This window comes from Bradyrhizobium sp. 61 (genome assembly GCF_023073075.1).
In the GTDB taxonomy this organism is placed as follows: domain Bacteria; phylum Pseudomonadota; class Alphaproteobacteria; order Rhizobiales; family Xanthobacteraceae; genus Bradyrhizobium; species Bradyrhizobium barranii.
Genome location: NZ_JADPIU010000003.1, coordinates 17,810 through 40,528, shown reverse-complemented (window position 1 = coordinate 40,528; position 22,719 = coordinate 17,810). Strand labels below are relative to the sequence as shown.

Here is a 22,719-nt window from a genome sequence, read left to right as displayed (position 1 = left end):
TTTCACTTGACCGCAGACGCGGCCAACTCGAAGATATTCATCAGGGGTGTTGAGGATCGCTATGCTTGTGCAGGCTAGCCAAGGCCAATCCGGCTCGGCGCATGTTGTCGTGCTCGGCAACGAAAAAGGCGGCTCCGGCAAGTCGACCACCGCCCTGCACATCGCGGTCGCGCTGCTGAAGGCCGGCCAGCGCGTCGCCACCATCGACCTGGACTGCCGTCAGCAGAGCTTTACCCGCTACATCGGCAACCGTTCCGCCTGGGCGCGCCGCACCGGCCTCGGCCTCGAGCTGCCGGTGCATCGCTGCATCAAGCTCGGCGAGACCATGCAGATCGCCGAGAACGAGAATTCCGAGTTCCAGCAGTTCATGGAGGCGGTCTCGGCGGTCGAGAGCAATTTCGACTTCATCGTCATCGATACGCCGGGCACCGACAGCTATCTGATGCGCCTGGCGCACTCGATGGCCGACACGCTGGTCACGCCGATCAACGACAGCTTCCTCGATTTCGACGTGCTCGGCACCGTCGATCCCGCCAACTACGCAGTGACGGGCGAGAGCCACTATGCCGAGATGGTGCGGGATGTCAGGCGCAAGCGGCGCCAGCTCGACGGCTCCAGCACCGATTGGATCGTCGTGCGCAACCGCCTGTCGATGCTCGGCTCCCGCAACAAGCAGCTCGTCGCCGAGGGCCTCAAGGATTTGTCGCTGCGGCTCGGCTTCCGCTACGTCGACGGCTTCGCCGAGCGCGTCGTCTATCGCGAATTTTTTCCGCGCGGCCTGACCGCGCTCGATGAGATCGACGAGGCCACGCTCGGCATGCGGCCCAACCTTGGCCATCTCACCGCGCGGGAAGAGGTGACGGGCCTGCTCCGCCAGCTCAAGCTGCCGCTCGACGAACGCGGCCGCCGCCGTGCGGCAAATCGCGCCGAGTGGTTCAGCCAGGTCGACAAGCCGCTCGAAGTCCACGACATCCTCGGCGCCTGAGGCGGCGGTATATCGCTACTTCCAGCCGATTGAAGCTGCCGGTTCCCGCCGGAACTGAGTGCGGACTTCGCTGTTTCACCCTGTGTTTACCGTGAAATTGAAGCCAATCGAGACCGGTTGCGTCGGATGGTAGTCTGCACCTGACGTAGCCGCCTGAGAACGGGATGCCCAAGAAACGCGTGCGCCGCACAATGAAAGGGCTGAAGGTTCACAATATTTAAGCTTCCTGTCACGCGGCTGTGACATATATTAGGGAATAGGCGACCAGGGGCCGAAGAGCCCCGGAAGAACACGATTTTCAACAGGGATTCAGGCCGCAAGAGCCTGAGGCTGAGGACGAAAATGAAGCGTGGAATTGCCGTTCTGGTTTCGGTTAGTGCCCTCTTCGGCGTCGCCTATGTCACGGCGAGCAAGTGGGCGATCAGGCACGAGACCGTCACCTTCTACGACGCCTCGCGCGACAACCGTCCCGTGCCTGTCGATATCGCGGTCCGCCGCGACAAGGAAATGCAGGCCAATGCCGGCATGATCACGCTGCCGGTTGCCGTGATCAATCACGGCAACACCGTCAAGAATACCGAGTACGGCTTCCTCGCCAACATCTTCGCGGCGCGCGGCTATATGGTCGTAAGCCCGCAGCATGATTTGCCGACCGATCCTCCCATGGTGACGAAGCCCGGTGAGCTCTATGTCGGCCGGCTACCGCAGATCCTGCGCGGCGTTGCCAACATCCATCTCGCCATGCAGGAGATGAAGAAGGTTCAGCCCAACGCCGATTACGACAGGGTGACGATGGTCGGCCACTCCATGGGCGGCGACATCACGATGTATTTCGCCAAGCAGTATCCCGATGAGGTCAAGAAGGTCGTCACGCTCGACAATCTGCGCGTGCCCTTCGTCACTGCCGGCAAGTTCAAGATCCTGTCGTTCCGTTCGCAGGATCCGCAGTTCAAGACCGACGCGGGTGTCATCCCGACCGATGAGGAATGCGAGAAGGCCGGCATCCAGGTCGTGAAGACCGAATTCCAGCACAACGACATGCGCGACACCGGTCCGGATGCGGCGAAGAACTCGATCCAGAGCATGCTCGACAAGTTCCTGAGCGACGGCGACAGCGCCGTGGCGCCCGTCGATACGCGCTCGGCCCCGCCCAATATCCTGGAGCCCGGTCCGGTTGCTCTGATGGCGCCTGCCAAGAGCTGACACCGACACCAGCTGACACCGACACCGCTCCGATCGTCAGCACGACCTGCAAAGCCTCCGCCGGCATCCGCCAGCGGAGGCTTTGCACATTGACCGGGCCGCAGGCGCTATCCACATTAGCCGCTCACGCAAGAAGCGAGCAGGGATGCCCGGCGAACCCGTCAAACCGCGTGGCCGTGATGCCGTCTCGAGCCAAACCGGCGGCACGCTGCCTCAAGCCAGTACCGCTGAGGACATCGCTGCGTTCGTCGCCAAGGCGCGTGCGCTGTCGCCGCATGCCCCCGGCGCGAAGGGGCGGCTGATTTTCGCGCTGGATGCGACGATGAGCCGGCAGCCGACCTGGGACATGGCCTGCGCGCTCCAGGCGGACATGTTCCGCGAGGCCGCAGCGATCGGCAGCCTCGACATCCGGCTTGTCTATTATCGCGGCTTGAACGAGTGTCGCGCCACGGGCTGGATCTCCGACAGCGCGAAGCTCGCGATGCTGATGAGCAAGATCGACTGTCGCGGCGGCGACACCCAGATCGGCAAGGTGCTGAGCGACGTGCGGCGCGAGGCGGTCGCTTCGGGCGTGCGTGCGGTCGTCTTCGTCGGCGATGCCATGGAGGAGAAGGTCGACGAGCTCTGCGCCAAGGCCGGCGAGCTCGGCATGCTCAAGGTCCCCGTGTTCGTGTTTCAGGAAGGCGCCGACGTCGTGGCCGAGCAGGCCTTTCGCGAGATCGCGCGGCTGACCGGCGGGGCCTGGTGCCGGTTCGATCCCGGCGCGGCGGCGCAGCTTCGCGAGCTGCTGCGCGCGGCCGCGGCTTATGCCGCCGGCGGCCGCGAGGCGCTGTTGAAACTCGCCAAGAGTGCGAGCGGTGCGGCCAAGCTGATCGGGCAGATGAAGTAGCGGCCCGCGTCGGAGACGGACGCCATGCATTTTGCCGTGAGGGCGACTATATTCCGGCCATGACCCTGATCGCCGGCGCCATCGCCGTTATCACGCTTTATCTGCTGCTCCAGATGTTCCGCTCCGCCAATCCGGCGGTGCTGGCGCGCACCATCAAGTTCGGTGGCGGCGTGGTGGCGCTCGCGGTCGCAGCGTTCACTGGCCTGCGGGGCGAGCTGGCGGTGGCGATCCCGCTCGGGATTTTCGGCGCCGGGCTCCTGGGCTGGACGCCGCTGGCCAATGCCGGCTTCGGCAATATCGGCGGGCTGTTCGGCGGTGGCGCAACGCGCCCGGCCGGACAGGCCTCGCGCGTACGCTCGCAATTCCTGGACATGCGGCTCGACCACGATTCGGGTCAGCTCGCCGGCCAGATCGTCGCCGGTCCTCACGCCGGGCGCGATCTCCAGGAGTTCGATCTCGCTGGCCTGCTGGCGATGGCTCCGGCGTTCGACGCCGAGAGCGTGGCCCTACTTGAAAGCTATCTGGACCGCCGGTTTCCCGCTTGGCGTCAGAACGCGCAGGGCGATGCGGCAGGGCGGCAGCGCCGCACGGCGCCGAGCGGCAAAATGACGGCGGAGGAAGCCTATCAGATCCTTGGCCTGCAGCCGGGCGCGGGGCGCGACGACATCAGCCGGGCTCACAAGTCCCTGATGAAGAAACTCCATCCCGACCAGGGGGGCTCGACGTATCTCGCTGCCCGTGTGAACGAGGCCAAGGATACTCTGCTTCGCACGCATAACGGCTAACTCCGGCACTACGCTACAAACGCCCGTACCGCGTAAGCTCCGCTTGCTCTGTCTGCCGTCGCCCCGATGCCCGCCTTTGTCGGCGTGGTCGATCCCTTGAGTAAAGTTTTAACCGTAAATCCTTGACGAGAGGTTGTCGCGGAACTGGCATCGCCGGATCCCCCAAACAAAAATGCCCGCGCAAAGCGCGGGCATTTTGATTGGAGCGGTACGACAGATCAGTTGCGGACGGTGATGCAGGAGATGTCGGCGCGCTTCAGGGCGCGGCAGACGGCTTCGGCCTGGTCCCGCTCGAGCCCGGCGAAACGGGCCCGGTAAAGCTTGCGATTGTCCTTGGCGAGGACCGGCTCGGTGAACGGGTCGGCCTTGCTGAGCAGGCCGCGGGCCGAGCTGCGGGCGGCGTCGATGCGCTGCTGGGCTTCGTTCTCGCTCTCGAGTGCGCCGACCTGGACGATCCAGCCGCTATGGGTGACGACCGGCTTGGTGGTGGCGCTCATCTGGATCGGCTGCGGCACAGGATCGGCCGAAGCGAGCTTCGCAGCAGCCGGAGTGGGCGCGGCGACCGTTGCGGCCGGCAGCACGCCGAGGATGCCGTTGCCGGTGCCGAAGCCCGCCGGCTGACGGGGCATCTCGGTGCGGGCGAGCTCGGCCTTCGGCGCTTCGGGCTGGCTCGCCATCTCGGGCTTGTTGATGAGATCGGCGCGGGCGACGACGGCGCCGGAGGTCTCCGCGACGTCGGAGCGGGCCGCAATCGTGCTCGTGACCTGCGGTGCGACCTGAGCCGGGGCGGCGGAGGCGACCTTCACGGTGCCGGCCTTGACCTGAACAGTCTTCACCCGGACCGGCTTCATCGGCTCGGACGAGCCGGGGATGATGGAGAGCGGCTGGCTGGAGATCACGCCATTGGTGAGCGGCGCGGGCTCGATCCTGGATTCAGTTGGCCGAACCTCGGGCTTGCTGGTGTCAGGCCTGGCTTGAGCCGGCGGCATCGCGGCGGTCGCGGCCGCCAGCGCCGACAGGCGCGAGGCAAGACGTTGCGGGGCCGTCTCGGGGGCAGGGGCGGCCGCGGCCTGCTGGACCTGCGGAGCGGGGCGGGCCGGGGTCTCCGATGCATCGGCGACGTCGGTATTGGCATCTGCGCCGTTGCGCTCGGCGACAGCGACGACGGTGTGGGTGGTGGCGCCCTTCTCGAGGTTCTCCGCGAGCAGGTTGCGCATGGTGGCGTCGCGCGAGCCGCCGCTGCGGCCGCCGAGCACCACGCCGATCAGGTGGCGGTTGCCGCGACGCATCGAGGTCACGAGGTTGAAGCCGGAGGCGCGGGTGTAGCCGGTCTTGATGCCGTCCACGCCCTCGACGCTGCCGAGCAGGTGGTTATGGTTGCGGATCGACTGTCCGCGCCAATTGAACGTCGAGGTCGCGAAATAGCGATAGTAGCGCGGGAAGCGCTCCTGGATGGCGCGGCCGAGCGTGGCCTGGTCGCGCGCGGTCGTGACCTGCTCGTCGTTGGGAAGGCCGTTGGCGTTGCGGTAGACCGTCTTGGACATGCCGAGCGAGCGCGCCTTGCGCGTCATCATCTGGGCGAAGTCGTCCTCGTCGCCGCCGATCGCTTCCGCGATCACGACGGCCGCATCGTTGGCGGAGCGGGTGACGAGGCCCTTGATCGCGTCCTCGACGCGGATGGTCTGGCCGGCACGGAGGTTCAGCTTGGTCGGATCCTGATCGGCGGCGTGCTGCGACACCGGCATCTCGGTGTCGAGCTTCATCCTGCCGGACTCGAGGCGCTCGAACAGCAGATAGAGCGTCATGATCTTGGTGAGCGAGGCGGGGTGGCGGATTCCGTCTGGGCTCGTTGCCTGGAGCACGGAGCCGGAATTGCCGTCGACGATGATCGATGCGAATTTCGGGCTGGAGCTGTCGGACACATCGCGCTGCACCCGGTGGTGCGCGTAATTGCGCCGGTGACGCCGTGCCTCGGCAGCATCGGTGAAGATGACTACGGCGGTGACCGTAAGAAGCCCGAAAACGCCAACCCGCGCCAAGCGCGAGGAAGACAAGTTTTTACGAAGCATGAAACCCCGTCCCCGTTTCTGACTTGATCACCGGCCCGTGAGGCGAAATTGTGCCCACTCGACCCGGGATCATTACCTGCTCAGGCTGTCTCTCCGCTGGTGTTCGCTGCGGGAAACGTTGGGCCTGAGCCGCTGTTCTGGCTAAGGTGATGTTCTCGAACGGCTTTTGACCGTTCGCGGAAGCTGAACACGTCCAGGGAATCAGGGTAGGGGTCCGCGGTTTCCAAAAGCTTAAGGAACCATTGCGGGAAACCCCGGGAATCTCAGCGATTTGCATCTAATTTTGTGCGTCGCACAAGATTCTTGACTTTTTTGTGCGTTGCACTATTTTTGGGCGGAGTCAGGGAGCCGGGGCTTCCGGACCAAAGCCAGGGAAAAAGGATTCCGAAATGTTCAAGGTTGAAGACTTTCAGAGCTACGGGAAAGAGCAGTTCGAGCAGTGCGTTGCTTCCGCGACCTCGATGCAGCATGGCCTCCAGGCGATCGCCAGCGCGTATGGCGACTACACCAAGAAGTCGTTTGAAGACACCAAGTCCTTCGTCGAGAAGCTTTCCGGCGTGAAGTCGCTGGACAAGGCCGTGGAAGCGCAGACCGACTTCGCCCGTTCCAGCTACGAGACCTTCGTTGCGGAATCGCAGAAGATCGCCGGCCTTTACAGCGACCTCGCCAAGCAGGCGTTCAAGCCGGTCGAGACCATCGTTTCGAAGTTCACCCCGGCTGCCAACTAACGTCCTCTGGAACTCCTGGAATCGAAAAGCCCGGCTGGTTCAGCCGGGCTTTTTTGTTGTCGCGACAGAGATCCGGTTCAGCGCGCCACGCGCAGCTTCGACAGCGACGTACCGACGTCAACCCCACACGGTCTGACTCGCCGACCTCACCGGACAGAACGTGTCGATGCCGCTCGCCTTGGCGTCGTCGCGCTGCTTCTTCCGCCGCGTGTCGATCTGCGAGGCATTGCTGTACCACCAGCGATTCTGCGCATCGAGACCGCCGGCGAGGAGCACGAGGCCACTGAGCTGATCGACCAGGTTCTTCGCGGCCGTCGGCATCGCCGACATCTTGCCGTCCTGGGCCATCGAGCCGGCGTTGTCGAGCAGCATGGCGACGCGCATGCGCACCAGGGGCCACGCGATTGAACGGCAGCTCGATTGGACCGTAGAAAACCGGAGGTATCCCGCGAAACCGCCGCTGCCGCTTAACGGCCGGATTCCTAGTCAAGATGTTCTAAACGGTGCCGGCCGAAACTTTTGTCAAATCGGTCCGGATTGACTAACCTTGGTCAGGATCGCCGGACCGGGAATCGGGACTGCCTCGACCATATTGGCCAGACCGTTGCACGCTTGCGGCGAGCCGGGGGCGGGCCCATATTCCCTACAATCGAGCCGGGCTTGACCGGACCGGTTGGAAGCGGTGATCCAACAAGGCGGCGCGCCCGTGCAAAGCTCCGAAGGGCGGGGCCGCGCGGCTGACCGTCACTCGCTTCCGTGGGGAATTTGAACGCCTGAGCCATGCCGCACCTGACTTTCAGACTAGACCTGTCCGCGCAAGCCGCTGCCCACGCTCCTCGTATGAGCAATGACGAGAACCGTTCGGGCGGACCGACGGGGCCGAATACGTCTGTCATCACCAAGGTCAAGCCGAAGACCAAACGGCCGAACCTGTATCGTGTGCTGATCCTGAACGACGACTACACGCCGATGGAATTCGTCGTCCATGTGCTGGAGAAGTTCTTCCAGAAGGACATCGAGGCCGCGACCAAGATCATGCTGCATGTCCATCATCACGGCATCGGCGAGTGCGGCGTATTCACCTACGAGATCGCCGAGACCAAGGTGACGCAGGTGATGGACTTCGCCCGCAAGCACCAGCATCCGCTGCAATGCGTGATGGAAAAGAAGTAACTGCGCGTTCACATCCAGAGTTATTTAGATCGGTTCTGGTCGCGCGGTATGTGACGGCAGCACATCCTGCTGCGTGATCCCGCGAAAATCAGCGGCGTCAATCCTGCCCAAATGGGTAGTTCTGCCCAAATCGGAACGGGTTTTGCATCGAGCATGCCGTGGGCGCGTAATGCCCATTTGAGTCGCGGAACCGGTCTTTCGCCGCGGTCTTGTATAACTATATGTGACAAAGGTTGTTGTTGCCTGACCGGGCGATGGCGATCATGATGGTGGGGGCCATAGAGGACGCGAATGCCGACTTTTTCCCAAAGCCTTGAACAATCCCTGCATCGTGCGCTGGCGATCGCAAACGAGCGTCATCACCAATACGCGACGCTCGAGCATCTCTTGCTCTCCCTGATCGACGACTCCGATGCAGCCGCCGTCATGCGCGCCTGTAGCGTCGATCTCGACAAGCTCCGCACGAGCCTCGTCAATTACCTTGAAACCGAATTCGAGAATCTGGTGACGGATGGCGCCGACGACGCCAAGCCGACCGCCGGTTTCCAGCGCGTGATCCAGCGCGCGGTAATCCATGTGCAGTCGTCCGGTCGCGAAGAGGTGACCGGCGCCAACGTGCTGATCGCGATCTTCGCCGAACGCGAGAGCCATGCCGCGTACTTCCTGCAGGAGCAGGATATGACGCGCTATGATGCCGTCAACTACATCAGCCACGGCATCGCCAAGCGGCCGGGCGTCTCCGAGGCGCGGCCGGTGCGCGGCGTCGACGAAGAGACCGAGGCAAAGGGTACCGAGGACGCCAAGAAGAAGGGCGAAGCGCTCGAGACCTATTGCGTCAACCTCAACAAGAAGGCGCGCGACGGCAAGATCGATCCGGTGATCGGACGCAATTCCGAGATCAACCGAGCGATCCAGGTGCTGTGCCGCCGGCAGAAGAACAATCCGCTGTTCGTGGGCGAGGCCGGTGTCGGCAAGACCGCGATCGCGGAGGGCCTCGCCAAGCGCATCGTCGACAGCGAGGTGCCGGAGGTTCTTGCGGCTGCGACCGTGTTCTCGCTCGACATGGGCACGCTGCTCGCGGGCACGCGCTATCGCGGCGACTTCGAGGAGCGCCTGAAGCAGGTGCTGAAGGAGCTCGAAGCGCATCCCAACGCCATCCTGTTCATCGACGAGATCCACACCGTGATCGGTGCGGGCGCGACGTCGGGCGGGGCGATGGATGCGTCGAACCTGCTCAAGCCGGCGCTTGCCTCGGGCACGATCCGCTGCATGGGCTCGACCACCTACAAGGAATACCGCCAGCACTTCGAGAAGGACCGCGCGCTGGTGCGGCGCTTCCAGAAGATCGACATCAACGAGCCGACGGTCGAGGATGCGATCGCGATCCTCAAGGGTCTCAAGCCGTACTTCGAGGACTACCATCGGCTGAAGTACACCAATGAGGCAATTGAGGCCGCGGTGCAGCTCTCCTCGCGCTACATCCATGACCGCAAGCTGCCCGACAAGGCGATCGACGTGATCGACGAGTCAGGTGCGGCGCAGATGCTGGTGGCCGAGAACAAGCGCAAGAAGACCATCGGCATCAAGGAGATCGAGACCACGATCGCGTCGATGGCGCGGATCCCGCCGAAGAGCGTGTCGAAGGACGATGCCGAGGTGCTCAAGCATCTCGAGCAGACCCTGAAGCGCACAGTGTTCGGTCAGGACAAGGCGATCGAGTCGCTCGCCGCTTCGATCAAGCTGGCGCGTGCCGGTTTGCGCGAGCCGGAGAAGCCGATCGGCTGCTATCTGTTCTCGGGACCGACCGGCGTCGGCAAGACCGAAGTCGCAAAGCAGCTGGCGGCGTCGCTCGGCGTCGAGTTGTTGCGCTTCGACATGTCCGAATACATGGAGCGGCACACCGTGTCGCGCCTGATCGGCGCGCCTCCCGGCTATGTCGGCTTCGACCAGGGCGGCCTGCTCACCGACGGCGTCGATCAGCATCCGCATTGCGTGGTTCTGCTCGACGAAATCGAGAAGGCGCATCCCGACCTCTACAACGTGCTGCTCCAGATCATGGATCACGGCCGGCTCACCGACCATAACGGCAAGCAGGTCAACTTCCGCAACGTGATCCTGATCATGACCACGAATGCGGGTGCTTCGGATCTCGCCAAGCAGGCGTTCGGCTTCACCCGCTCGAAGCGGGAAGGCGACGACCACGAGGCGATCAACCGGCAGTTCGCGCCGGAATTCCGCAACCGTCTCGATGCCATCGTCTCGTTCGGCCATCTCAGCGTCGAGGTGATCGGTACGGTCGTGGAGAAGTTCGTGCTTCAGCTCGAAGCGCAGCTCGGCGATCGCGACGTTACCATCGAACTGTCCGAGCCCGCCAAGACGTGGCTGGTCCAGCATGGGTACGACGAGCAGATGGGCGCACGGCCCATGGCCCGCGTCATCCAGGAGCACATCAAGAAGCCGCTGGCCGACGAGGTGCTGTTCGGCAAGCTCAAGGGTGGCGGCCACGTTCGCGTCGTCCTGGTCAAGGACGAGGCCGACGAGACCAAGGACAAGATAGGGTTCGAGTTCCTCGACGGTCCGATCACGCCGAAGCAGGAGAAGCTGCCTGGCGCCCGCAAGCGTCCGCCGGGCAAGTCCAAGCCGGGCGGTGGTGGCTCCGGCGGCTCGAAGGGGCCGACCTCGAAGGGCCCGCTGGTCAAGGCTTGATTGCGAGCGATATGAATTGAAAAGGCCGGCTGAAAAGCCGGCCTTTTTGTTTGCGTGGCAGTTGCGAGGCGCTAGGTGCCGGTGTCGGGCGCAGGCGCCGCCGGCGACCGCGGCTTCTTCGGCGCGGGTGGCCGTGCGCGGGCAGGAGCTGACGGCTGCATGGTCACGATGACAGGATTCGGCTTGTGATCGGTTGCCGCCCCGGTGGCAGCATCGACGCCCGTGCCGACGACACCGCCGAGCAAAAGATTTCCCGCGAAGCCGGCGGCCCCGGAGGTCGGTATGTCCCGGCTGAGCGGCACGATCTGCGGTTCATAGCCTTCCTTCTGGAAGGTGATCGAAATGTCGGCGTTCCGCTTGACGACCACGGAGCACGGCGTCGTGCAGGTGGTCGGAACTTCCATTCCGCTGACGACGGCTTCCACGCCCGACGGTGTCGATGAGATGCTGATGTTTTCGGTCGTACCACGCGTGACAGACGCGCAGCCGCCCAGCATGACGCTGAGCGCCACAATTCCAAATGAACGCATGAAATGCCCCTTATTCCCCGCGTCAATGAAGCGCAACCGGAGCGGGAGGGCAATACGTCATTGGTTCAGATAGTTAAGCCACGCACAAGTTGCGCGCGAGAGCAGCAGAACCTGGACGTGAGCTATTCGCCGCGCAGGCGCTGGTCGTCCTGTACCCGGACGTGCTCGGCGCCGCGCGCGCCCGCGGGAGAGAGCCGCAGCATGCTCAGCACTGCACCGCACAGCGCAAATCCAACGCCGACAAGGAGCGCGATCCTGGTTCCCTCGGTCGGATAGCGGCCGAGCAACAGCGCCACCAGCGCCGCGCCGGTGGTCTGGCCGAGCAGGCGCGCCGTGCCCAGCATGCCGCTGGCGCCGCCGGCGCGCTCGCGCGGGGCGGCCGCGATCATGGTGCGGTTGTTGGGGGTCTGGAATAGGCCGAAGCCGGCCCCCGCCAGCGCCATCCGCCAGATCACGTCGAGCGGCGTCGGGCTTGCAGGCAGGAAGGCGAGTGCGCCGAGGCCGCAGGCAAACAGCGTCAGCCCGATGCCGCCGAGCAGGCCGGCCGGATAATGCTCGACCAGGCGGCCGGCGAGCGGGGCTGCGAACGCCACCGCGATCGGCCATGGCGTGATCAGGAGCCCCATATGCACCGCCGAATAACCGAAGCGGCTCTGGAGGTAGAAGGGGATCGCGACGAAGGCCAGCATCTGTCCGCAGAACGAGGCGATCGAGGTCGCAATCGACAGCGCGAACACCGGGATGCGCAACAGGTCGACCGGCAGCAGCGGCGAGGTCATGTGGGTTTCGCGGTAGATCAGCAGCGCACCCGCGACGATGGCGATGGCGAATTGAACGAGACAGGTGACGGCGGCCTCGCCATGACCGACGCTGTCGACGGCCGCGATGCCGACGCCGAAGGTGATCGCGGACAGCCCTGCGCTCTGCCAGTCGAAGGAATGGCTGGCGGGTTTTGTGTGCGGCAGGCTGCGCAGGCCGAGCACCAGCGTCACCGCACCCAGCGGGACGTTGATGGCGAACAGCCAAGGCCAGGTTCCGACCGCCAGGATGCCCGCGGCGAGCGTCGGGCCGACCGCGGCCGAGAAGGCGACGACGAGCGCGTTGATCCCGATGCCGCGGCCGAGCTGGCTGCGCGGGTAGGTGAAGCGCACCAGTGCCGCGTTGACGCTCATGATGCCGGCCGCGCCAAAACCCTGGATGATGCGCGCGATCGTCAGCAGCGGCAGCGTATGCGCCAGCGCGCAGAAGGCGGATGCGAGCGTGAACAGTACGAGCCCGGCCAGATAGACGCGGCGATAGCCGACGATCTCGCCGAGCGACGCCAGCGGCAAGAGCGAGATCGTGATCGCGAGCTGGTAGCCATTGACGATCCAGATTGAGAAGGCCGGGCTCGCATCGAGGTCGGCTGCGATCGTCGGCAGCGCCACGTTGGCGATGGCGCTGTCGACGACCGCCATGATGATGCCGAGCGCAATCGTCAGCACCGCCTGGTTGCGCTGCGGCTGCGGCAGGCCGTCGGCATGCTCGATCGGGGCAGACGACATGATGGAGGCGCGCCTGATTGGAGCCGTGATTCATCCCCGGATTAGGAAATTGCAGGATGGATCGCAACCCGGCAGGACCCGGACGGTTCCTGCGCCGGAAGCAGGCCTTCCGGCGCAGGAAAACGGGTCGGGACGCTTTCGCGAGGGCTCGGGGAGCCGAGCGGTCGGGCAGTTGGCCGTCTCTACACCGCCGGCGGATTGCGGTCGGTGAAGGTGGTGCGCTGGTGCCAGTAGGGATAGGGCAAGGTCACCTTGCTCGCGGCATCGAGCTTTGCGATCTGGTCCTTGGTCAATGTCCAGCCGACCGCGCCGAGATTTTCGCGCAGCTGCGTCTCGTTGCGCGCGCCGATGATCAGCGTCGAGACCGTCGGACGCTGGAGCAGCCAGTTGAGCGCGATCTGGGAGACGCTCTTGCCCGTCTCCTTGGCGACCTCGTCGATCGCCTCGACGACGCGATAGACGTGCTCATCGGGCACGGGCGGGCCGAAATCGGCGGTCTTGGGCAGGCGACTGACCTCGGGCTTCGGCTGGCCGCGGCGGATTTTTCCGGTGAGGCGTCCCCATCCGAGCGGTGACCAGACCACGGCGCCCAGCCCTTGGTCGAGACCGAGCGGCATCAGCTCCCATTCGTAGTCGCGCCCGATCAGGGAATAGTAGGTCTGGTTGGCGACGTAGCGCGGGAAGCCATGCTTGTCGGCAACCGAGAGCGACTTCATCAGGTGCCAGCCCGAAAAGTTGGAGACGCCGACGTAGCGGATCTTGCCGGCGCGCACGAGCACGTCGAGAGTCGCAAGCACCTCTTCAGGCGGGGTGAACGCGTCGAAGCCGTGAAGCTGGAACAGGTCGATGTAATCGGTGCCGAGCCGGCTCAGCGAACCGTCGATTGCCGCGAGCAGATGCTGCCGTGACGAGCCGATGTCGTTGGGCCCATCGCCGAAGCGGAAGGTGGCCTTGGTCGAGATCAGAACCTTGTCGCGGCGGCCCTTGATGGCCTCGCCGAGGACGCGCTCGGATTCGCCGAGCGAATAGACGTTGGCGGTGTCGAACATCGACACCCCGGCCTCGAGGCAGATATCCAGAAGGCGCCGCGCCTCGGCCGCGTCCGTCGTGCCCCATGCAGCAAGGCGGCCGACGCCGCCGAAGGTGCCCGTTCCCAGGCTCAAAGCGGGCACCATGAGGCCGGATCGGCCCAAGCGTCGGTATTCCATCGATATGCTCCTCGGCTGGCCGCTGGTTGATCGGTGCGGCCTTGGGGTGCGATGGTAATGCAAGCGCGGGCCGCGTCCTATCACGCGCTCACATACCGGCCTTGCTCGGGAATGGCCTAGTCGTGCAGACGCATGTCATCGAATGCTGCATCGGCAACGCGCGCGCCTGGCGTCTTCACCGATGACTGAGCCTCGACCCTGGTTGCGGGCGAGGGGAAGCAGGCAGCTTCGCCGTCACGCGCCTGCCGCGGCAGCAGCGTCAGGCCCCAGCCCACCAGGACCAGCACCGCGAGCCTGATCGCGATCACACCCAGCAACAGCTCCGATCCGCTTATGGTGGCGTGAGTCCTCATGCACGCCAGCCTGATGCGCGCAGCCGGACAAGGCAATCTGGAATTGACGAGCCTTGCCTTCGCCTGCAGCGAAGGCTCAAGGTGATAGCTGGCTGGATGTCAGTGCCGCAACTGGCTCTGTCTGAAGTCGCGCGGCGACATCCCGAAATGCTCGCGGAAGACACGGCCGAAATGTGAGAGATCGTTGAAGCCCCAGGCGAAGGCGATCTCGCTGACGTGGCGATGGGCCAGCACGGGCGAGGCGAGGTCACGCCGGCATTGGGCCAGACGCTCGGCAAGCACGTGGCGCTGGAACGAGGTATCCTCGTCGGCGAGGAGATCGTTCACATAGCGCGGCGAGATGCCGAGTGCAGCCGCGGCCTCCGACAGCGAGAGGTCGGGATCCGCCAAATGAGCGCGGATATGGGCCTTCAAGCGGTAGAGCAGGGCGGAGCGGTGGGTGGAGGACGGCAGCGATGTCTTGCCGAGCCGTTCGCTCAGCGCCATCGCGAGCAGATCGACGGCCTGCTCCGACAGCGCCGCAGCATTGTCCGGGGCAAGTCGGTCCGCGCTCTGGCAAAGCCTGAAGATGAAATCATACGCGAGCCGTTCGAGCGGCACATCGGCGCCGAACGACATCGCGGTGAGCGTCTCGGTGGCGCCGAGCCGGCGCTGCAGCATTTCGCGGGGCACCTTGAAGATCGTTTGCGTGAAGGCGTGGTTGAACTTCAGCTCATAGGGCCGCGTCGTGTCGTAGAGCGCGAACTCGCCGGGATGGATCACGGTCTCGCGGCCGTCCTGCACCACGCCTCCGTCGCCGCGATTGCCGAGCGCAACCAGGACAAAATCCTGATCCGAACGCGCGATGCGGGACGGCGTCCGGAATACGTGCTGGCGGTCGGAGCAGACCTCGGAGCACACGGCCCTGCCGAGCGGGGCCTGTGTGACCGAGCCGCGAAAGGCGCTGCCGAGGTCGGACTTGCAGTCGAGCCCGACGAAAACGTCGCAGACGATGTCCTGCCACAGCGCCAGCCGGCGGTAGCCGGGGCTGCCGTCTGTCGTGAACTGGATTGGCATCTGGACAGCCTCCCTTTCACATCCTGCAAACCGCATGTTGGCGCAGATCCAGCCAGACCGAAGGCAAGTCCCGTACCCGTCGGCGATCCCGGCCAGTCGAGTTTTTGTTCCACTGCGGTCGAGCGCCCGGCCGGGTGGCTTGGCCAAATAGACTGCATCGGACGTGGCTTCCGATCAACCGGCAATGGAGGCGGCAATGGGCATCGAACATCCGAAATACAAGGTCGCGGTGGTGCAGGCGGCGCCCGCCTGGCTGGATCTCGACGCCTCGATCGACAAGTCGATCGCGCTGATCAGGGACGCCGCCGAGAAGGGCGCCAAGCTGATCGCCTTTCCCGAGGCCTTCATCCCCGGCTACCCCTGGCATATCTGGATGGACTCGCCGGCCTGGGCGATCGGCCGCGGCTTCGTGCAGCGCTACTTCGACAACTCGCTGTCCTATGACAGTCCGCAGGCCGAGCGGCTGTGCGACGCCGTACGCAAGGCAAAGCTCACCGCCGTGCTCGGCCTGTCCGAGCGCGACGGCGGCAGTCTCTATCTGGCGCAATGGCTGATCGGGCCCGACGGCGAGACCATCGCAAAGCGCCGCAAGCTGCGGCCGACCCATGCCGAGCGCACGGTCTATGGCGAGGGTGACGGCAGCGATCTCGCCGTGCACGCAAGATCGGACATCGGCCGCATCGGCGCACTGTGCTGCTGGGAGCATCTCCAGCCACTGTCGAAATACGCGATGTACGCCCAGAACGAGCAGGTGCATGTCGCGGCCTGGCCGAGCTTCTCGCTCTACGATCCCTTCGCGCCGGCGCTCGGCGCCGAGGTCAACAATGCCGCCTCGCGCGTCTATGCGGTGGAGGGCTCCTGCTTCGTGCTCGCGCCATGCGCGACGGTCTCGCAGGCCATGATCGACGAGCTCTGCGACCGACCGGACAAGAATGCGTTGCTGCATGTGGGCGGCGGATTCGCCGCGATCTACGGTCCCGACGGCAGCCAGATCGGCGACAAGCTGGCGCCGGACCAGGAGGGGCTGCTGATTGCCGAGATCGATCTCGGCGCCATCGGTGTTGCCAAGAACGCTGCCGATCCCGCCGGGCATTATTCGCGGCCCGACGTGACGCGGCTCCTGCTCAACAAGAAGCGATACCAGCGCGTCGAGCAGTTCGCGCTGCCGGTCGACACCATTGAGCCCACGGACATCGCGGCGGCGGCGAGCTGATCGCCGGGATCAAGGGGAGGGTACGATCATGGAATCCGCAATTCCTCTGCATCTCGAGACCCAGCGCACGCGCCACAAGCGCGTGCCGGACGATTACCAGCCGCCATATCCGTCGTTCGTGGCGCGCTACAAGCCCGCCGTGAGCCGCGTCGTGATGGCCTATTTCGGTGTGCAGTATCGCGGCGCGGCGCCGGCGGCTGCGACGGCGGCGCTCGCCGAGATCGCGGCGCGGTTTGCTGCTGACGGCGGGCCGTCGCATTGGGACCGCGCCCGCTACCTCGACCGCGCCGGTTATGAGACCGTCGTGTCGGTTGCCTATTGGGACGACATCGCGCGCTTCGACGCATGGTTCGCGCCGGCACGCGAGGCGTGGACTGTGAAGGCGCGCGAGGGCATCGGCACCTTCATTGAGGTGCTGCGTCCCACGGTCGCCCGGCACGAGACGCTGTTTTCCTCGCTCGACCGGCCCGAGGGCGTGGCCGCAATCGCCGACGGCATGAGCGGCGAGGTGCAGGAGCACGCCTATTGGGGCGGCATGCGCGATCGCATTCCGCTGTCGCAGACCGATCCGATGACGCCGGGCGGCGCGCCGGAATTGATCCGCGACGGCGCGCGGCTGCGGGTGAAGGCGCACGACAATCTCTGCCTGATCCGCTCCGGGCAGGACTGGAGCGATACGGAGGCATCGGAACGAAAGCTCTACCTCGACGACGTCGAGCCGGTGCTGCGCGAGGGCATGGATTTTCTGCGCGACGACGGGCTAGCCATCGGATGCTACGCCAACCGCTACATGCAGGTGCTCTCCGCCGACGGCAGCGTGAGCGAAAAGTCCTACGGCCAGAGCTGGTGGAAGAGCCTCGCCGCACTTGAGCGCTGGGCGGAATCGCATCCGACCCACGTCAAGATATTCGGCGCGGCGATGAAATACCTGTCGACGCTCGGGCCGTCGGCAAAGCTGCGGCTCTATCACGAGGTCACGGTGGCGGCCGCGGACGAGCAGTTCTTCGAATATCTGAACTGCCATTCGAAGACCGGCATGCTGGCGGCGGTCGAGACCGTCAGCGCCTAGGCTGCGCAGTGGCCGAGCAGTTCGGGATGCGCGGCGCAGATGTGATGCGCGCCGGCATCCCGCAGCTCGGCCTCGCTGCCATAGCCATAGAGCACGCCGATCGCGGTCATGCCGTTGGTGCGGGCGCCGACCACGTCGTGGCTGCGGTCGCCGATCATGATGGCGCTGACGGGATCGACCTTCGCTTCGACGAGCGCGTAGCGCAGCAGGTCGCGCTTGTCGACACGCGTGCCGTCGAGCTCGGAGCCGAACACGCGCTCGAAATACGGCTTCAGGCCGAAATGATCGACGATGCGGATGGCGTAGACCGCGGGCTTGCTGGTGGCGACGAACATGCGCTGGCTGGTTGCGGCGATCGTCGTCAGCGTGTCGATGATGCCGGCATAGGCCTCATTCTCGAACAGGCCGATATCGGCAAATCGCTCGCGATAAAGCAGTAGCGCGCGGTCGGCGAGCTCGTCGCTTCCGGTGAGCTTCTTCAGGCTGGCGTGCAGGGGCGGCCCGATGCACCAGGTCAGCTCGTCCTCGCTCGGCACGGCAAGGTCGAGCCGCTCCAGCGCGTATTGGATCGAGCGGGTGATCCCGGGCTTCGGGTTGGTCAGCGTGCCATCGAGATCGAAGAAGATTGTAGCCATGCCAGTCGTGCCCGTGTTGATACCGCCGTTGTTTGACCTAAACGACGCGGCTGCTCAAGGCAACGCCGCCGCGTCGCGCGACGTTTTAAAGCTCGCTATTGGCAGGGCATAAGCGTAAAGTCCTGCGATCACCGCCCTTCCCATGGCATCCATCGGTGACTGAGGGTCACTAGCGCTCCCGCCGAACGAGGAGGAGCGCCCATGCCTCGCTTTAATCTGGCCGACTGGATCGTGCCGCCGGTGATCGTCCCGCTTTTTCTGTTGCTCCTGGTGGCCGCTGCGGCTTTTCTGCATGGATAGGACGCCGCTCCAATATCTGGTGAGCGGACGCGATCAAAGCGGCTACGTCAGCCTGGCCCGCACCACGACGGCCGCCGCTCTGAAGAAGGCGAGGGAGCTGTTGCAGGAAGGCTATGTCGACGTGCGGATATGCACGCCGCAGGGCCGGGTTCTGCTGTCTGACGAGTTCGACCAGTTCGAGGCATGAGGAGCGCAGGGGCGTCAAACGGCGCGCCCGGATCCTCCGCGAGGAACGATACCCGTATGAAAATGCTTATTGTCGCATTGGCGCTTGGCACATTCGTGCAAAGCGCGGTCGCGAAAGAGAAAGAGCCGGACTGCCGCGCAATCGAGAGCACGAGCGGACGGCTCGCATGCTACGACGCTGCGTTTCCGCCGAAACCGAAGCAACCCACTGCCGCCGAACAAGACGCAGCGCGGGCTGCCTACAAGGACCCCTTCATTGCGGAAGAGGCCAGAACCGCAGCGAAGCTGAAGAATATCTGTCGCGGCTGTTGAGGTTTGCAATCAAGCAGCGCGTGGCAGAGGTGACGGACGACAGGATTCGCCGGCGCGTCCGCCCGCCGTGCACGCTCCGACATCAAGCGAAATCATAGAGGTGCCGACATGACGCCGCTCCGCCGTATCGCCGTGATCGGCAACTCGCTGCCTCGACGATGCGGAATTGCGACCTATACGACCGACCTGAAGAACGCGATATCGATTTCGCGCCAGGATCTGGAGACCAGCATCGTGGCAATGACCGATCGCGGTCAAGCCTATGATTATCCTCCGGCGGTCGCGTTCCAGATCAAGGACGGCAATATCGAAGACTACATGCGGGCCGCGGATTTCCTCAATGCCGGCCGGTTCGATGCGGTGTGTTTGCAGCACGAGTTCGGGATTTTCGGTGGTGAGGCCGGGGCCCATATCCTCGTGCTGTTGTCCCGCCTTGCCATGCCGGTGGTGACGACGTTCCATACCGTGCTCGCCGATCCGACACCTGCGCAGCGGACGGTCATGGAGCGCATCGTCGAGGCGTCGTCGAAGGTCGTGGTGATGGCCAATAAGGGCCGCGAACTGCTGCGCGACGTCTACCGGGTGGCCGATGACAAGATCGAGGTCATCGCCCACGGCATTCCGGATGTCGCCTTCGTCGAGCCCGATGCAGCGAAGGCCAAGCTTGGATTTGAGCAAAAATCGGTCATCCTGACATTCGGCCTGTTGTCACCGAACAAGGGCATCGAAATCATGATCGACGCCATGCCGTCGATTCTGAAGCGCTGCGCGAATGCGGTGTATGTCGTGCTTGGCGCAACGCACCCCAACCTGGTCCGAAACCAGGGCGAGGCCTATCGCGAGAGCCTGATGGCGCGGGTGCGCGAACTCGGAATTGATGACCACGTGGTGTTCTTCGACCGGTTCGCCGATCTCGCCACGCTGCTCGAATTCATCTCGATGTGCGACGTCTATGTCACGCCCTATCTCAACGAAGCCCAGATGACGTCGGGAACCCTGGCCTACAGCTTCGGACTGGGGAAGCCAGTCGTCTCGACGCCTTACTGGCACGCCCGCGAGCTGCTTGCCGACGGGTGCGGAGTGCTGGTGCCTTTCAGCGACGCCGCGGCGATCGGCAACGAGATCGCAGGCCTGCTGACCGACGACGCCCGCCGGAAGGCGATGTCGCGGCGCGCCTATGCGGCGAGCCGGATGATGACATGGGAACGGGTGGCCGAGCGCTACGTGTCCGTCTTCGAGAATGTACGGCAAGGCCATCGGCTTAAACTCTTCGCGTGCCCGGACATCAATGTGCCGGAGCCACGTAGCCCCGCATCGCCCGATATGCAGATCGGCCATTTCCTGTCGATGTGCGATGATGTCGGCCTGTTCCAGCATGCGGTCCATTCGGTGCCGGATCGCGCGCACGGCTATTGCGTCGACGACAATGCCCGAGCGCTGCTGCTGGCCTGCGCCCTCAATGGTCCAGGCGAACAGCCGCTGTCCGAAATCCTAACGAGCCGGTTTGCGGCATTCGTGCAGCACGCCTGGAATCCCGACACCGGGCAATTTCGCAACTTCATGGGGTTCAATCGAACCTGGCTTGAGGACAGAGGGTCAGAAGACAGTCACGGGCGGACGCTATGGGCTTTGGGCGAGGCTGCACGCAGAGACGCGAGCCCGGCCCGGCGCCTGTGGGCCGCTGCCTTGTTCGCCCAGGCATTGTCGATCGCGGCGAGCTTTCGTTCGCCCCGCGCATGGGCATTCATGCTGCTGGGCTTGGACGCTTATTGCGCTGTGGCTCCGAACGATCTCCACGCCAGGGACGTCCGGCATTCCCTTGCCGGCAGGTTGATGGCGTGTCTGGCGTCGGTCGAGACGTCGGACTGGGTGTGGTTTGAGGAAGGGTTGGCCTACGACAACGCGCGGCTGCCGCAGGCGTTGATCCTCACAGGCATGGCGACGCAGGCGCCCCAATATCTCGATGCCGGATTGAGGTCTCTGCGCTGGCTCATGACGCAGCAGACGACCGCGGCAGGGCATTTCCGGCCGGTCGGCACCGCCGGCTTCGGCGAGCGGCGGCAACGTCCCCGTGCGTTTGATCAGCAGCCCGTGGAGGCAACGGCGACGATCGCCGCCTGCCTCGCTGCGTGGCGTGCCGACGGCGATGCCGAATGGAAAGCCATGGCAACTCGGGCCTTCGCCTGGTTCCTGGGCAGCAACGATCTCTCAGTGGCGCTGGTCGATCCGCTCACCGGCAGTTGCCGGGATGGTTTGCACGCTGATCGCGCCAACGAAAACCGCGGGGGCGAGTCCGTTGTTTGCTATCTCCTCGGGCTTGCTGAGATGCGCCAGCTTGCGCGCGTCAACCCGAGCTTGACGAGGCCCACAGCTTTGCGCGCCGTGAGCGCCTGAACTTCATCTTTTCATTCAGCACGCCGAGGATACCGTGTCACAAGCTTCTTTCCTGAACCGGCAGGGGCTTAATCTGCGCCCCGATCCAGCGCGGGTCATCGTGCGGCCCTTCAAGCCGGCAACCGAACCCCGCGACCTGAACCCGACCGACAAGATGCGTGCAAATCATATCGTCGACCGGGTTCTTGCGCTCAGTTCGGAGGCCGTTGCAGTTCAGCTTGCGGATGTGCTCGACAATTTCCAGGGGCGACATCGTAACCTCCTGGAGCGGTTCGAGACCCGAGCGGATGAAATGGAGGACGCTTTCGCCACGCATGGCGTCTTCTCGAAGACGCAGCGCCAGCTGATTGGTGCCTATTTTCTCAGTGAGTATTCGTTCGAAGCCTCTGCCTTGTTCAACCCCAGCATCGTCCCGCACCCCGATCAATCGGGAGCACCGAACGGAGGTTCGCGATTCATCGTCAGCCTCCGGGCCATCGGCGAGGGGCATGTGTCGTCACTGACGTTTCGAACCGGAACGATTGCGGCTGACGGAAGCCTGGCCGTCGATCCGACGGCGCGCCTTGCCTCGGTCCCCCGGATCAGCCATCGCGTATCCGGATCGGACGGCGACCGCGTGGAACTGGTGTTCAGGCCCGAGGAAGACCTCAGCGAGCGGGTCATCTTTCCCGTGACCGAATCCCAATCTAACGGCATCGAGGATGCGCGCTTCGTCAAATTCAACGACGGTGATCGGGCGATCTACTACGCGACCTATACGGCCTATAGCGGACGGGCGATCCGGTCTGAATTGATCGAGACCAGCGACTTCATGTCGTTTCGACTAACGCCTTTGCGGGGGGCTGCAGCCCACAACAAGGGCATGGCGCTGTTCCCACGCAAGATCGACGGCCGCTATGCCATGATCGCGCGACAGGACAATGAGAACCTGTATCTGGTCTATTCGGACGACCTCTACACATGGGAGGGCGGCCGGGTGCTTTTGAAACCGCAATTTCCCTGGGAGTTCGTCCAGATCGGCAATTGCGGGGCACCCATCGAACTTGACGAAGGTTGGCTGCTGCTGACGCATGGTGTCGGCCCGATCCGGAAATACTCGATCGGAGCGGCTCTGCTCGACAAGCGCGACCCGTCCAGGGTGCTGGCTCGCTCGGCCGAGCCGCTGCTGCGGCCTGAGCCGTCCGAACGCGAAGGGTATGTCCCCAACGTCGTCTATACCTGCGGTGCGATGAGGCACAATGATCAGATCATCCTGCCATATGCCGTGTCGGACACCTTCTCAAGCTTTGCAACGATCAGGATTTCCGCGCTCATCGAAGCGATGCGCGGCTGAGCGCGGTTGTCGCGGTCGTTGACGTCAACTCCGTGTGTCAACAGGTCA

Annotated in this window: 20 protein-coding genes; 12 read left to right on the top strand and 8 right to left on the bottom strand. The window is 64.4% G+C overall.

Annotation, left to right across the window (positions count from 1 at the left end):
* Positions 1-61 precede the first annotated feature (61 nt).
* From IVB46_RS00695 to IVB46_RS00680, 4 genes are all read left to right on the top strand, one after another.
* Positions 62-985, top strand: coding sequence for a division plane positioning ATPase MipZ (locus IVB46_RS00695; protein ID WP_063982760.1), 924 nt, complete (start codon positions 62-64; stop codon positions 983-985).
* A gap of 342 nt (positions 986-1,327) precedes the next feature.
* Positions 1,328-2,188: an alpha/beta fold hydrolase gene (locus tag IVB46_RS00690; RefSeq protein WP_063982761.1), complete on the top strand. Its 861-nt coding sequence runs from the start codon at positions 1,328-1,330 to the stop codon at positions 2,186-2,188.
* 145 nt (positions 2,189-2,333) lie between these two features.
* Positions 2,334-3,077: a VWA domain-containing protein gene (locus IVB46_RS00685; RefSeq protein WP_247315953.1), complete on the top strand. Its 744-nt coding sequence runs from the start codon at positions 2,334-2,336 to the stop codon at positions 3,075-3,077.
* 59 nt (positions 3,078-3,136) lie between these two features.
* The gene (locus tag IVB46_RS00680) at positions 3,137-3,862 is read left to right on the top strand and encodes a DnaJ domain-containing protein (RefSeq protein WP_063982763.1); all 726 of its coding nucleotides are present in this window, start codon (positions 3,137-3,139) and stop codon (positions 3,860-3,862) included.
* Positions 3,863-4,080: 218 nt separating this feature from the next.
* On the opposite strand, the gene IVB46_RS00675 is transcribed toward IVB46_RS00680, so the two are convergent.
* Positions 4,081-5,931 carry a D-alanyl-D-alanine carboxypeptidase gene (locus IVB46_RS00675; RefSeq protein ID WP_247315957.1) on the bottom strand — a complete coding sequence of 617 codons (1,851 nt, stop codon included), beginning with the start codon at positions 5,929-5,931 and terminating at the stop codon, positions 4,081-4,083.
* A 389-nt stretch (positions 5,932-6,320) separates the two neighbouring features.
* Here IVB46_RS00675 and IVB46_RS00670 point away from each other — a divergent pair, with 389 nt between their 5' ends.
* Positions 6,321-6,659, top strand: a complete 339-nt coding sequence (locus tag IVB46_RS00670) for a phasin family protein (protein ID WP_014494653.1) — start codon at positions 6,321-6,323, stop codon at positions 6,657-6,659.
* Positions 6,660-6,776: 117 nt separating this feature from the next.
* On the opposite strand, the gene IVB46_RS00665 is transcribed toward IVB46_RS00670, so the two are convergent.
* Positions 6,777-7,049 carry a hypothetical protein gene (locus IVB46_RS00665; protein ID WP_247315958.1) on the bottom strand — a complete coding sequence of 91 codons (273 nt, stop codon included), beginning with the start codon at positions 7,047-7,049 and terminating at the stop codon, positions 6,777-6,779.
* 450 nt (positions 7,050-7,499) lie between these two features.
* On the opposite strand from IVB46_RS00665, the gene clpS reads away from it, so the two are divergent.
* Both clpS and clpA read left to right on the top strand, forming a co-directional pair.
* Positions 7,500-7,832, top strand: a complete 333-nt coding sequence (clpS, locus tag IVB46_RS00660; RefSeq protein ID WP_014494655.1) for an ATP-dependent Clp protease adapter ClpS — start codon at positions 7,500-7,502, stop codon at positions 7,830-7,832.
* 291 nt (positions 7,833-8,123) lie between these two features.
* Positions 8,124-10,538, top strand: a complete 2,415-nt coding sequence (gene clpA / locus IVB46_RS00655) for an ATP-dependent Clp protease ATP-binding subunit ClpA (RefSeq protein ID WP_014494656.1) — start codon at positions 8,124-8,126, stop codon at positions 10,536-10,538.
* 71 nt (positions 10,539-10,609) lie between these two features.
* Here clpA and IVB46_RS00650 read toward each other — a convergent pair whose 3' ends face one another.
* The 5 genes from IVB46_RS00650 to IVB46_RS00630 form a co-directional block, all read right to left on the bottom strand.
* Positions 10,610-11,068 (bottom strand): PEGA domain-containing protein, encoded by a 459-nt coding sequence (locus IVB46_RS00650; protein WP_247315960.1) that lies wholly within the window; start codon positions 11,066-11,068, stop codon positions 10,610-10,612.
* Between the two features lie 122 nt (positions 11,069-11,190).
* Positions 11,191-12,612, bottom strand: a complete 1,422-nt coding sequence (locus IVB46_RS00645; RefSeq protein WP_247315962.1) for an MFS transporter — start codon at positions 12,610-12,612, stop codon at positions 11,191-11,193.
* A 182-nt stretch (positions 12,613-12,794) separates the two neighbouring features.
* Positions 12,795-13,820, bottom strand: coding sequence for an aldo/keto reductase (locus IVB46_RS00640; protein WP_247315964.1), 1,026 nt, complete (start codon positions 13,818-13,820; stop codon positions 12,795-12,797).
* Between the two features lie 116 nt (positions 13,821-13,936).
* The gene (locus IVB46_RS00635) at positions 13,937-14,173 is read right to left on the bottom strand and encodes a hypothetical protein (RefSeq protein ID WP_028150544.1); all 237 of its coding nucleotides are present in this window, start codon (positions 14,171-14,173) and stop codon (positions 13,937-13,939) included.
* 99 nt (positions 14,174-14,272) lie between these two features.
* Positions 14,273-15,229, bottom strand: coding sequence for a helix-turn-helix domain-containing protein (locus IVB46_RS00630; RefSeq protein WP_014494661.1), 957 nt, complete (start codon positions 15,227-15,229; stop codon positions 14,273-14,275).
* Between the two features lie 196 nt (positions 15,230-15,425).
* Here IVB46_RS00630 and IVB46_RS00625 point away from each other — a divergent pair, with 196 nt between their 5' ends.
* Together IVB46_RS00625 and IVB46_RS00620 are read left to right on the top strand one after the other, a co-directional pair.
* Positions 15,426-16,442, top strand: a complete 1,017-nt coding sequence (locus IVB46_RS00625) for a carbon-nitrogen hydrolase family protein (protein ID WP_247315965.1) — start codon at positions 15,426-15,428, stop codon at positions 16,440-16,442.
* 28 nt (positions 16,443-16,470) lie between these two features.
* The gene (locus IVB46_RS00620) at positions 16,471-17,511 is read left to right on the top strand and encodes a phenylacetaldoxime dehydratase family protein (RefSeq protein WP_247315966.1); all 1,041 of its coding nucleotides are present in this window, start codon (positions 16,471-16,473) and stop codon (positions 17,509-17,511) included.
* Here IVB46_RS00620 and IVB46_RS00615 read toward each other — a convergent pair.
* On the bottom strand, positions 17,508-18,146 hold the full coding sequence (locus IVB46_RS00615) for an HAD family hydrolase (RefSeq protein ID WP_247315967.1): 639 nt from the start codon (positions 18,144-18,146) through the stop codon (positions 17,508-17,510). The two genes, IVB46_RS00620 and IVB46_RS00615, sit on opposite strands and share 4 nt — an antisense overlap.
* A gap of 292 nt (positions 18,147-18,438) precedes the next feature.
* Here IVB46_RS00615 and IVB46_RS00610 point away from each other — a divergent pair, with 292 nt between their 5' ends.
* The 3 genes from IVB46_RS00610 (at position 18,439) to IVB46_RS00600 (ending at position 22,671) form a co-directional block, all read left to right on the top strand.
* A complete protein-coding gene (locus IVB46_RS00610; RefSeq protein ID WP_063982774.1) occupies positions 18,439-18,633 on the top strand; it encodes a hypothetical protein in 195 nt (64 codons plus the stop codon).
* 419 nt (positions 18,634-19,052) lie between these two features.
* The gene (locus IVB46_RS00605; RefSeq protein WP_247315968.1) at positions 19,053-21,338 is read left to right on the top strand and encodes a glycosyltransferase family 4 protein; all 2,286 of its coding nucleotides are present in this window, start codon (positions 19,053-19,055) and stop codon (positions 21,336-21,338) included.
* 34 nt (positions 21,339-21,372) lie between these two features.
* A complete protein-coding gene (locus IVB46_RS00600; protein ID WP_085405552.1) occupies positions 21,373-22,671 on the top strand; it encodes a glycoside hydrolase family 130 protein in 1,299 nt (432 codons plus the stop codon).
* Positions 22,672-22,719 lie beyond the last annotated feature (48 nt).